We start from the raw sequence: 11382 nt of genomic DNA on the forward strand, positions 1-11382 counted from the left end.
GCAATACCCTAGACCTCCCCCAGCGCCCGCTCCACGTCGGCAAGCAGGTCCGCCTCGTCCTCGACCCCGATGGAGATGCGCACCAGGTCGTCCGGCACCTCGAGCTGGGAGCCCGCGGCGGACTGGTGGGTCATGGTGGCCGGGTGCTCCAGCAGGGACTCCACCCCGCCCAGGGACTCCGCCAGGCAGATCAGCCGGGTGGCCCGGCAGAACGCCAGGGCCGCCTCGCGCCCGCCGGCAAAGCGCACGGAGACCATGCCGCCCGGCCCGCTCATCTGCCGCCGCGCCACCTCGTGCCCGGGGTGCTCCGGCAGCCCGGGGAAGAGCACCTTCGAGACCTTGGGGCTTTGCCGCAGCAACCGCGCCACCGCCAGCGCGTTGGAGCAGTGCCGCTCCATGCGCAGGCCGAGGGTCTTGACGCCCCGGTAGGCCAGGTAGGCGTCGAAGACGCTGGGCACCGCGCCCACCCCGCCCTGGAGAAAGAGCAGCTCGGAGTCCAGGGCGGCGTCGTTGGTCACCACCATGCCGCCCACCACGTCGGAGTGCCCGCCGATGTACTTGGTGGTGGAGTGCACCACCACGTCCGCGCCCAGTTCCAGCGGGCGCTGCAGGTGCGGGGTGGCAAAGGTGTTGTCCACCACCAGGCGGGCGGGGTGGCCGTCGAGGGCGCGGGCCATCGCGGCGATGTCCGTGATGTTCAGCAGCGGGTTGGTGGGGGTCTCCGCCCACACCAGGCGGGTGTTCTCCCGCAGGGCGGCGCGCACCTGTTCGGGGTCGGTCATGTCCACGATGCTGTGCTGCACGCCCCAGTCCTTGAGGGAGGTGTCGATGAGCCGGAAGGTGCCGCCGTAGGCGTCGTTGCCCAGGATGAGGTGGTCGCCGGGGCGCAGCAGCGCGCGGATCACGGTGTCCGTGGCGGCCATGCCGGAGGCAAAGGCCCGCCCGAACGCGCCGCCCTCCAGCGCGGCCACCACGTTTTCTAAGGCGGTGACGGTGGGGTTGCCCACCCGGCTGTACTCGTAGCCGCCGCGCAGGGTGGCCACGTCGTCCTGCGCGAAGGTGGTGGAGGCGTAGATGGGCACGTTGATCGCCCCGGTGTGGGCGTCCGGCCGGTAGCCGCCGTGGATGGCGGTGGTGGCAAGGCCCCGCCACTCCCGCTCCCCCGCCGCCGCATGGGCGAGGCGGGCGGCGGTACCGGCGTCGGCGCGATTGGTGTGCTGGCTCATCGGAGGGTCCTTCGGCTCGGTGGTGCGGCTCACTTAAAGGCACATAGTAGACCAAGCGGTTCACATTGCGCATACTTGTATGCTTATCGACGTCCCCCGGCGGCGCGGCTAGGGTGGGATCATATGCTCAACGAATTAACCCTTGCCGCGACAGAAGAATCCGCCCCGGGCGCGGAAACCGCCCAGCAGGCCGTGGAGACGGTGAGCAACTGGTGGGACAGCGAGCTGGCCCAGAAGTGGCTGATCGAGGCCCCCATCTCCATCGGCGTCACCCTCTTAGTGGCCGTCCTCGCCCACTGGCTGCTGCGCAGGCTCATCGACAAGTTCGCGCAGCACAACCTGAACAACAACGTCCCTCTCAAGCGCATCGGGCGTAAGGGGCGCGGGCCGCAGGAGGAAGTATCGGCCCGCATGGCCGCCATAAACGAGGTGCAAGAAAAGCGCCGCCAGTCCCGGATCAAGACGCTGGCCCAGGTGGGCAAGTCCGCCGTGGCCATCGTGGTGTGGGTCTTTGCCATCCTCTCCATCCTGGACAACCCGCTGGGCGTGAACATCGCCCCGCTCATCGCCTCGGCCGGTGTGATCGGCGTGGCCCTCGGCTTCGGCGCGCAGTCCCTGGTCAAGGACTTCCTCTCCGGCATCTTCATGCTCCTGGAGGATCAGTACGGCGTGGGCGACACCATCGACGTGGGCGAGGGCATCATCGGCGACGTGGAGGACATCTCCCTGCGCCTGACCACCATCCGCGACATCGACGGCACCCTCTGGTACGTGCGCAACGGCGAGATCCTGCGCGTGGGCAACTTCTCCGACGAGTACGCCATCGCCCGCATCCAGGTGCCGGTGGGCCTGTCCAACGACTCCACCAAGGCCTGGGAGGTCATCCAGAAGGCCACCGAGGAGGCCTGCGCCGACCCCACCACCCGCGCCTGGGTGCTCGACGAGCCGGAGATGAAGGGCGTGTCCGACTTCGAGGTGGATCACCTCTCCTACCGCATCTCCATCAAGACGATGCCCGGCATGCAGTGGGACGTGCAGCGCCTGGTGCAGGGCCGCATCCTGGACGCCATGCGCGAGCACAACATCACCGTGCCCTACCCGCACGGCATCGGCATCACCCACCCCGCCTCAAAGGAGCAGTCCTAGCCCCTACTAGCCCTTACAATGGGGCCATGACGCCTCCCAGCAGCCTGCACGACGCCCTCGGCGGCGAGGTCTTTGACCGCCTCGTCGCCGGTTTTTATGCCCGCGTGCGCACGGACGACATCCTCGGCCCCATGTATCCCCAGGACGACTGGGAGGGGGCGCAGTGGCGCCTGCGCGCGTTCCTCGAGCAATACTGGGGCGGGCCCACCGACTACCAGGAGCGGCGCGGGCACCCCCGGCTGCGCATGCGCCACGCGCCCTTCCCCATCGACACCGCCGCCGCGCAGCGCTGGCTGGACCTCATGGAGGCCTCGCTCGACGAGTTCACCGAGGAAGAGATCCCGCCCGCCTACCGGCACGCCCTGTGGGACCACATGAACCGGGTGGCCGCCATGCTCATCAACACCGCTGGCTAGCCGCGTCCCCTTAGACCAGGGAGAGCCGGGTGGAGTGATACACCGTGCCGAAAGGGGCGTCCACCCGCACCCACCGGCCCAGGACGGATACCCGCAGGTGCCGGGGCACGTCGATGGGCGCGGCAAAGCCCGGGATCAGCCCCAGCGCGGTGCAGGTGAAGATCATGCGCATGGGCACCTGCACCGCGCCCGCCTCGCCGCTGACCTCCAGCACGGGTTGATTGAGCAGGCTCGCCGGGGGGCCGAGGGGCCCGGAGAACTGGCGGGCCAGGGCCTGCCCGCGATCGGCCAGGGAGCGCACCACGGAGACGGGCACCTCGTCGAGCAGCCGGAACCCCTCGGCGGGCGGCAGCGCGCCCGGCCAGCTCGGGTCCCGGGCCGCGCCGATGTCGTGCGCGCTGGTCTTGGCCGCCACGGCGCTGTACAGCTCGTGAGCGCCCACCACGGCCCCCTCTCGGGAGGCCTCCCCCTCGATCCGGCGCGCCGCGAGGACCTCGAAGGGGGTGGTCACAAACACGTCCACGTGCCCGGCGTCCGGGGTGGCGCGCAGGCGGGCCAGCGCGGAGGCGTCCAGGCCCACCGCGCGGGCCAGGAGGGATTCCAGCCCCGGCGCGCCCGCGCGGATCAGCAGGCGCTCCCTCACCGCTGCCCCTGGGTGAGGATGCGCGCTTCCTCCTCGGTGATCTCCCGGGGCTTCAGGGTCTCGCCGTCCAGGGCCACCTGCACGCAGTCGATCACGCAGGCGGTGCGGCCCTGGTCGTCCTTGATCTCCTGGCGGGTGGTAAAGGAGGTCGTGCCCACCTTGACCACCGTGCTTTCCACCAGCACCTTCTTGGAGGGCCCCGGGACGAGGGGAATGCGGTAGTCCGCCTCGAGGTGCCGCACCACGAACATGGGCATGGGCAGGCCCCGGGCCACGAAGTTATCCAGGCTGAACTGCACGCGCGATTCCTGCACGATCTCCACGTACTGCGCGTTGTTCATGTGGCCAAAGCGGTCAAAGTCCGACCACCTCAGCTCCACGTACGCCTGGTGCGTGCGGCCCTCGGCCATGTCCGTGTTCCCTTCCACCTAGCGGCTCAGCTTGCGGTGCGTGACGCGGGAGGGGCGGGCCGCCTCGGCGCCCAGGCGCTGGACCTTGTTCTTCTCGTAGTCCTCGAAGTTGCCCTCGAACCAGAACCACTGCCCCTCGGCCACGTTGCCCTCCCAGGCCAGGATGTGAGTGCAGGTGCGGTCCAGGAACCAGCGGTCGTGGGAGATCACCACGGCGCAGCCGGGGAACTTGGTCAGGGCGTTCTCCAGGGAGCCCAGGGTCTCCACGTCGAGGTCGTTGGTGGGCTCGTCGAGCAGGATCAGGTTGCCGCCCTGCTTGAGGGTGAGCGCCAGGTTCAGGCGGTTGCGCTCGCCGCCGGAGAGCACCTTGGAGGGCTTCTGCTGGTCCGGGCCCTTGAAGCCGAAGGCGGAGAGGTAGGCGCGCGAGGGCATCTCGTTCTGGCCCACCTGGATGTAGTCCAGGCCGTCGGACACGACCTGCCACACGGTCTGCTCCGGGTCGATGTTCTCGCGGTTCTGGTCCACGTAGCTGAGCTGCACCGTCTCGCCCACGTTCACGGAGCCGTCGTCGGGGTTTTCCAGACCCACGATGGTCTTGAACAGGGTGGTCTTGCCCACGCCGTTGGGGCCGATCACGCCCACGATGCCGTTGCGGGGCAGGGTGAAGGAGAGGTCCTTGATGAGGGTGCGGCCATCGAAGCCCTTGACCAGGTTGCTTACCTCCACGACCTTGTTGCCCAGGCGCGGCGGGGTGGGGATCTGGATCTCCTCGAAGTCCAGCTTCTTGTACTGCTCGGCCTCCGCCGCCATCTCCTCGTAGCGCTCCAGGCGGGCCTTGTTCTTGGCCTGCCGCGCCTTGGCGCCGGAGCGCACCCACTCCAGCTCGTCCTTGAGGCGCTTGCGCAGCTTGGCGTCCTTCTTCCCGGCCACCTCCAGGCGCTGGGCCTTGGTGTCCAGGTAGGTGGAGTAGTTGCCCTCGTAGGGGTAGAGCTTGCCGCGATCCACCTCGCAGATCCACCCGGCCACGTGGTCGAGGAAGTAGCGGTCGTGGGTCACGGCGAGCACGGCGCCCTTGTAATCCTGGAGGTGCTTCTCCAGCCACTGCACGCTCTCCGCGTCGAGGTGGTTGGTGGGCTCGTCGAGCAGCAGCAGGTCCGGCTCGGAGAGCAGCAGCTTGGCCAGGGCCACGCGGCGGCGCTCGCCGCCGGAGAGGTGGGTCACGGGCTCGTCGCCGGGCGGGCAGCGCAGGGCCTCCATGGCCTGCTCGATCTTGGAGTCCATCTCCCAGGCGTCGGCGGCGTCGATCTTGTCCTGGAGGGCGGTCATCTCCTCCATCAGCTCGTCGGTGTAGTTGGTGGCCATCTCCTCGGCGATAGCCTCGTAGCGCTGCTTGATCTCGAAGATCTCCCCGAGGCCCTCCTCCACGTTCTCGCGGACGGTCTTGTCCTCGTTGAGGGGCGGCTCCTGCAGGAGGATGCCCACGGTGGCGCCGGGGTCGAGGAAGGCCTCGCCGTTGGAGGGCTGGTCCAGGCCCGCCATGATCTTCAGGATCGAGGACTTACCGGCTCCGTTGGGGCCGACGACGCCGATCTTGGCGCCCGGGTAGAAGGCCATGGTGACGTTGTCCAGGATCACCTTGTCTCCGATGGCCTTGCGCACGTTTTTCATCGTGTAGATGAACTCGCCCATGTTTCCCCTCATGTCGTGGTTATGTTCTTAAGTCACCTGAGAGGCTACCCTACCTAGGCCGCCGCGGGGTGATCCTCCTCGTCCTCCGGACGCGGGGGCAGCGGCGGGCGCTCGGCCCGCTCGCGCGGCGCGGGGCGCGCCGCCTCCGGCTCCCCCGGCTCCCTCGGCTCAGCGTGGGGAGCCTGGGAGAATCCCTCCTCTTGAGCCTCCTCGGGGCCGCCGGGGTTCTTGTCCTCGTCGAGGTAGCGGGGGTCGATCTCGTCCGGGGCGCACAGCGCCCCGTTATCCGCCCGCTGCGCGGTCACGCGGCAGCGCCGCCACCGCACCTGGTACTTGGCCAGATCCACCCCCACGTGGCGGGCGCGCAGCAGTATCCGGGAGCGGTTCTCCCCCGTGGCGGAGTCCACCCATTGGGTGGTCACCAGCGTGCCGCTGACGATCACGGGCATCCCCTTGGCCACCGAGCAGCGGGTGTTATAGGCGAGGTCGCCCCACATCTCCACGTCGAGGAAGAGGTTATCCAGGCTGGTCCACCCGGTGCCGTCGGCCGCGGGGACGCGGCGGTCCGCGCCCATCCTGATCCGGCACACCAGGGCGCCGCTTTCGGTCCGCTTGAGCGTGGGGTCCTGCGTGAGGTTCCCCGCGATAGTGATGGGCGTGTTGGACATAGCGTGTTCTCCCTCCGAGACGGCGCCCCGCGGTGCGGGTGCGCGGCGATTGCTTCTGAAGAAAGCCTGCGCGCCACGGCGCGGTGACGCCATTCACCTGCGCCTATGCTGTGGATAACTCCTTTCTTTCCACAGTGCAGTATTCAACACCGCCCATGCTGTAATGTTCAATAGTATGGCCGTGAGACGATACGGGAAGACCCTTCAGACCGCTCTCCTCAACGCCGCGTGGGAAGAGCTAGAAGCCTCGGGTTACACCGGCATGACGATGGATGCCGTAGCCACCCGGGCGCAGACCAGCCGCGCCGTGCTGTACCGCCGCTGGGCGGACAAGACCGAACTGACTCGGGACGCCGTGCGGCACTACTTTGACACCAACCGGCTCCACCTGCCGGACACCGGCTCGCTGCGCAGCGACCTCATCGCCCTGCTCTCCGAGGCGAACAACACCTACCCCAACATGATCACGCTGGTACGCCTGCACCTCTCGGGGTTCCGCGCCGAGGACTCCAGCGGCTCCAACCCGCTGATGAGCATGCTCCCCGAGGATCGCTTCGCGGTGATCGACGAGATCTACCGCCGCGCGTCCCAGCGCGGGGAGATCGACTTTGCCGCCACCACGCGGCTCACCCGCACGGCGGCGCTCTCGGTGCTGCGCGAGCTGCTGATTACGCGGGTGAACTCGGTGCCGCTGCGGACCGTCGAGGAGCTGGTGGACACCATCGCCCTGCCCCTGGCGCACGCCACCGCCCCGGGCGCGCCGAGCGCGGATTCTGCGGCCTAGGAGAGCGGCGTAGGAGAACGCCCTAGCGCCACGGGGACCGCGAGACGGGCCGCCGGGCGCGGGACGGGGACGCACGGGCGCACAGCGCAGGGCCGCGATGGCCCAGCCGCGTCAGGGCGGCCGTCGTTCCCGCTCGCCCGATCCCCCGCCGCTCCTAGCGGCGCGCGCCCTTCCCGAACTCCTCGGTGTAGTAGGACTCATCCCCGGGCCGCTGCCCGGCGTTCATGCGGGCGAGCATGGCGTTGTAGCTCTCCATGTCCACGTCGCCCTCCGCCTCGGCGCGGCGATCGTAGTCCCGCGCCTTGCCCTCGTCCTCCCTGCGCCACTGCATGAAGAGCACGCTGAAGACGATGACCAGGGGGAAGGCCCCGGAGGCCCAGGCTATGCCGCCGCCGGCGCGCTGGTCCGCCAGCAGGTCCGGCTCCCAGGGCAGCCCCAGGGAGGCGTAAAAGTCCCCGGCGAGGATCTGCGTGAGCTGCATGAGGTACACACCGAAGTAGAGGTGGAAGGGCATAGAGAAGATCAGCCACGCGATGCGCGCCACCGGGGTGCCCCGGCGCGGGACGGGGTCGGGGCCGATCATGTCCCAGAAGTACAGGCACCCGGAGATCAGGAACACCACGTTCATGCCCACGTGCCCGCCGTGCTCGGAGACTAGGACGTCGTAGAGCGGGGTGAGGTAGAGCAGGTAGAAGATCACGATGAACTGCACCGTGTTCACCCCGGGCGCGGTGATAAAGCCGATGACGCGGCTGTGGCACAGCGCCCACGCCCACTCGTGCAGCCCCGGCGGCTGCCCGGCCTCCGTGTCCGCCGGGGGCACGGCCTCCATCAGCAGGGTCAGCGGCGCGCCCAGCACCAGGAACACCGGCACCACCATGGACAGCCCCATGTGGACGATCATGTGCATGGAAAAGAGCGCCATCATGTTCATGCCCATGCCGGAGCTCATCATCACCGCCAGCGCGATGCAGCCTAAGAGGAACCAGGCCGTGCGCCACCAGGGCCAGGGCGTGCCCGCCCGGCGCACCCGCAGCAGCGCCCACAGGTAGCCCGCTGCGAGCAGGAGGGCGATGGTGCCGAACATGAGGTCAAAGCGCCACATTCCCCAGACGTTCCACGCGGTGGGGCTCTCGTGCAGGTCAAAGCCGATGGCGATGGCCATGGGGGAAAGGTTGGGGTCGCGCGGCGGGGGCGGCGGGGTGCGGCCCATCGTGATGGCGATGCCCGTGACGGCGGCCATCACGGCCACCTCCACCGCGGCCACGCGCAGGAACGCGCCCGAGCGCGCGGGGTCCTCGCGCAACTGCGGGATGGTGAGCTGCCGGTGGACGAAGCCCAGGAAGGCCAGCAGCACCACGCCCGCCGTCTTGGCCACGATGATGCGCCCGTAGGTGGTGGTGAACCACTCGGAGAACTCGATGCGGATCGCGGCGTTGATCACGCCGGAGGCCGCCATGAAGAGCACGGACACCAACGCTATGGCGGAGTAGCGCCGCACGGCCACGTCCAGGCGCGGCCCCAGGCGCCGCCCGTGGGCGATCAGCGCCATGAGTCCCCCCACCCAGAGCACCATGAAGATGAGGTGCCAGAGGTAGGAGTTGGTGCCGTAGTCGTGATCCCCGCCGGCGGCGGAGTGCCCCTCCATGCCCAGCGGGATGACCGTGAGGACCGCGCCGACGAGCAGGAAGGGCTGGCTGCCCCAGCGCCGCGAGAACAGCCCCAGCGCCCCCACCACGGCGCAGATCAGGGCCACCCACAGCCAGGCCAGCGCCGTGGAGACCTGGCTGATGGCCACCGACCACGCCTCGGGGCGCAGGGTCTGGGCAAAGGGGGTGCCCGAGACGTCGGAGAGCGTGAGCGGGATCATGAGCAGGGCCACCAGGCCGAAGCACAGGATGCTCAGCGCCCCGGTGCGGGCGGCGATGTGGCCGTCCACGCTCAGGCGCGCCCTCAGGATCGGTTCGGGGCGCGGGGCGATGAGGAAGGCGGAGGCGAGGAAGGACCCGGCCCCCAGCGAGGCCAGCATCCAGCCCACGGCGCGGAAGAAGGGCAGCCCGGCGGTGGTGAGGCGGCCGGGATCGGGAATGCCCAGGGCCTGGAGGGACTCGCCCAAGAATCCCCAGGAGATCACCGCCCCCACCAGCCCCGCGATCAGGGAAAACAGCAGGTACAGCGGCCAGGAGCCGCGCGCTTGACGACGCCTCGGGGCGCGAGGTTCGGCGGTGGTGGTCATGGCCTCCACCCTACTTCCCCGCGCCGCGGGCTCCCCACCTGCCCATTGGAATTCAATAGGTTGAACTCTTAAGATCAACGCTATGGATTATCGCCCTCCCGACATCGTCTACTTCTCCTCCGCCTCGGAGAACACCCGGCGCTTCGTGGACAAGCTCGGCCTGCCCGCCCTGCGCATCCCGCTGCGCCGCGGCGACCCCGCCGCCCACCCGGAGCGCCCCTTCTACCTGATTACCCCCAGCTACGGCGGGGGCGACCCCGCCCGCGCCGTGCCCAAGCAGGTCATCCGCTTCCTCAACGACCCCGCGCACCGCGCGCTGCTGCGCGGCGTCATCACCAGCGGCAACACCAACTTCGGCAGCGCCTACTGCTGCGCCGGGCCCCTGATCTCCCACAAGTGCCAGGCCCCCGAGCTGTACCGATTCGAACTCCTGGGCACCTCGCGCGACGTCGCCCGCGTGCGCGCCCTCCTCCACGAAAGGACGTAAAAACCGTGCACTACATGAAGCGCTCCATCCTGCCCAGCGTGTGGCGCACCGCCACGGACGCCCCCATCCGCCCCATCAACTGGAACCTCCTCGAGGACCCCAAGGACACCGAGGTGTGGCGCCGCCTGACCAGCAACTTCTGGCTGCCGGAAAAGGTGCCGCTCTCCAACGACCTCCCCGCCTGGCAGGCGCTGGACCCCCGGCACCGCGCGCTCACCGTGCGCGTGTTCACCGGGCTCACGCTCCTGGACACGGTGCAGGCCACCGTGGGCGAGCCCGCCCAGATCCCCGACGCGCGCACGGAGCAGGAGCAGGCGGTGTACACCAACATCGCCTTCATGCAGTCCGTGCACGCCCGGTCCTACAGCTCCGTGTTTTCCACCCTGTGCTCCACCCGCGAGATCACCGAGGCCTACTCCTGGGCCGTCGATAACCCGCTGCTGCAGCGCCGCGCCACCACGGTGCTGGCCCACTACCACGGCGCCGATCCCCTCAAGCGCAAGGCGGCGGCCACCATCCTGTCCTCCCTGCTGCTCTACGCCGGGTTCTACCTGCCGCTGTGGTTTGCCAGCCGCGCCACCATGCTCAACACCGCGGACATGATCCGCCTCATCCTGCGGGACAAGGCCGTGCACGGCTACTACTCCGGGTACAAGTACCAGCGCGGGCTGGACGCCCACCCCGAGCGCGCGGAGGAGATGCGGGACTTCACCCACCGGCTCGTGGCCGACCTCCTGGAGCAGGAGCGGCGCTACTCCTCGGAGCTGTACGACCTCGTCCCCGAGCCCACCATCGACGGCGTGATGGCCTTCGTCCACTACAACGCCAATAAGGCGCTCATGAACCTCGGGTACGCCCCCGCCTACGAGGAGGAGGCCGAGGCCGTGGAGCCGGAGATCCTCGCGGCGCTCACCCCCGACGCCTCCGAGACGCACGACTTCTTCAGCGGCTCCGGCTCCAGCTACGTCATCGGCGCCACCGAGCCCACCGAGGAGTCCGACTGGGACTTTTAAGCCGCCCTGCCCGCCCGCCCCGGCGCGCGCATGCGCTAAAATCTCCCCTGGCGGGTCAGCCGTGGCTCGCCGGGCCTCCGTAGCTCAGTGGATTAGAGCAGTGGGTTTCTACCCCATTGGTCGCGGGTTCGAATCCTGCCGGGGGCGCTTTTTGTAACCCCAGGTTCTAGCAGGGAAAATGCCTAGCAGCCTGGGGTTTTGCCTTTTCCTCCCCCCGTGACGAATACCGCGAAACACGGTCAAATACGGCCAAACACGGTCGCGCATGTAGTCAATTTGTAGTCAGATTTTTTCGTCACGCCAGGACCTGAAACCGCAGCTCAGCCATCTAGACCAAAGAAAAACCACTCCCGCCCACCAGACGCAGCCCCATATCACACACCGCATCGAAGCATGGACGCCACGCGCCTCAACTAGGCAAGCCGTAAGCACCGGAAATCGCTATCACCATTATTGACATCGATTCCCTTATTGACACCCTATTGGGAACCTCCTTAGAATAAACTCACCATCCACAAACCACACCCGCAATAAGAAGGAGCAACAACACATGGCACAAACATGCCTCGCCCACAAAGACCACGATCACCAGCACGGCCCCAACTGCGGGCACGTCGCCATCCCCCACGGAGACCACGTGGACTACATCCACGACGGACACATC

11 protein-coding genes and 1 tRNA gene are annotated in these 11382 nt (G+C 68.5%); 6 read left to right on the forward strand and 6 right to left on the reverse strand.

Features of this window, described 5'->3' with window-relative positions:
* Nucleotides 1-8: 8 nt before the first annotated feature.
* A complete protein-coding gene (locus B140_RS0102330) occupies nt 9-1226 on the reverse strand; it encodes a cystathionine gamma-synthase (RefSeq protein ID WP_018117744.1) in 1218 nt (405 codons plus the stop codon).
* A gap of 123 nt (nt 1227-1349) precedes the next feature.
* Between B140_RS0102330 and B140_RS0102335 the strand changes: the two genes are divergently transcribed.
* Both B140_RS0102335 and B140_RS0102340 read left to right on the forward strand, forming a co-directional pair.
* Nucleotides 1350-2372 (forward strand): mechanosensitive ion channel family protein, encoded by a 1023-nt coding sequence (locus B140_RS0102335; protein ID WP_018117745.1) that lies wholly within the window; start codon nt 1350-1352, stop codon nt 2370-2372.
* Nucleotides 2373-2398: 26 nt separating this feature from the next.
* Nucleotides 2399-2788: a globin gene (locus B140_RS0102340; RefSeq protein ID WP_018117746.1), complete on the forward strand. Its 390-nt coding sequence runs from the start codon at nt 2399-2401 to the stop codon at nt 2786-2788.
* A gap of 10 nt (nt 2789-2798) precedes the next feature.
* Here B140_RS0102340 and B140_RS0102345 read toward each other — a convergent pair whose 3' ends face one another.
* From B140_RS0102345 to B140_RS12880, 4 genes are read right to left on the reverse strand one after another with little or no spacing between them, the layout of a single operon-like run.
* On the reverse strand, nt 2799-3431 hold the full coding sequence (locus B140_RS0102345; RefSeq protein ID WP_018117747.1) for a DUF8185 domain-containing protein: 633 nt from the start codon (nt 3429-3431) through the stop codon (nt 2799-2801).
* Nucleotides 3428-3841 carry an acyl-CoA thioesterase gene (locus B140_RS0102350; RefSeq protein WP_018117748.1) on the reverse strand — a complete coding sequence of 138 codons (414 nt, stop codon included), beginning with the start codon at nt 3839-3841 and terminating at the stop codon, nt 3428-3430. The genes B140_RS0102345 and B140_RS0102350 overlap by 4 nt, the downstream gene beginning before the upstream one ends.
* Before the next feature lie 18 nt (nt 3842-3859).
* On the reverse strand, nt 3860-5530 hold the full coding sequence (ettA, locus tag B140_RS0102355) for an energy-dependent translational throttle protein EttA (RefSeq protein ID WP_018117749.1): 1671 nt from the start codon (nt 5528-5530) through the stop codon (nt 3860-3862).
* 53 nt (nt 5531-5583) lie between these two features.
* Nucleotides 5584-6198, reverse strand: a complete 615-nt coding sequence (locus tag B140_RS12880) for a single-stranded DNA-binding protein (RefSeq protein ID WP_018117750.1) — start codon at nt 6196-6198, stop codon at nt 5584-5586.
* 181 nt (nt 6199-6379) lie between these two features.
* Between B140_RS12880 and B140_RS11670 the strand changes: the two genes are divergently transcribed.
* The gene (locus B140_RS11670; RefSeq protein ID WP_169332517.1) at nt 6380-6982 is read left to right on the forward strand and encodes a TetR/AcrR family transcriptional regulator; all 603 of its coding nucleotides are present in this window, start codon (nt 6380-6382) and stop codon (nt 6980-6982) included.
* Between the two features lie 154 nt (nt 6983-7136).
* Here B140_RS11670 and B140_RS0102370 read toward each other — a convergent pair whose 3' ends face one another.
* The gene (locus tag B140_RS0102370) at nt 7137-9218 is read right to left on the reverse strand and encodes a bifunctional copper resistance protein CopD/cytochrome c oxidase assembly protein (protein ID WP_040425838.1); all 2082 of its coding nucleotides are present in this window, start codon (nt 9216-9218) and stop codon (nt 7137-7139) included.
* Nucleotides 9219-9300: 82 nt separating this feature from the next.
* On the opposite strand from B140_RS0102370, the gene nrdI reads away from it, so the two are divergent.
* From nrdI to B140_RS0102385, 3 genes are all read left to right on the forward strand, one after another.
* Nucleotides 9301-9705: a class Ib ribonucleoside-diphosphate reductase assembly flavoprotein NrdI gene (gene nrdI, locus B140_RS0102375; RefSeq protein WP_018117753.1), complete on the forward strand. Its 405-nt coding sequence runs from the start codon at nt 9301-9303 to the stop codon at nt 9703-9705.
* A 5-nt stretch (nt 9706-9710) separates the two neighbouring features.
* Nucleotides 9711-10718, forward strand: coding sequence for a class 1b ribonucleoside-diphosphate reductase subunit beta (nrdF, locus tag B140_RS0102380; protein WP_018117754.1), 1008 nt, complete (start codon nt 9711-9713; stop codon nt 10716-10718).
* 73 nt (nt 10719-10791) lie between these two features.
* Nucleotides 10792-10865, forward strand: a tRNA-Arg gene (locus B140_RS0102385).
* Nucleotides 10866-11382 lie beyond the last annotated feature (517 nt).

Source organism: Corynebacterium mastitidis DSM 44356 (genome assembly GCF_000375365.1).
In the GTDB taxonomy this organism is placed as follows: Bacteria; Actinomycetota; Actinomycetes; order Mycobacteriales; family Mycobacteriaceae; genus Corynebacterium; species Corynebacterium mastitidis.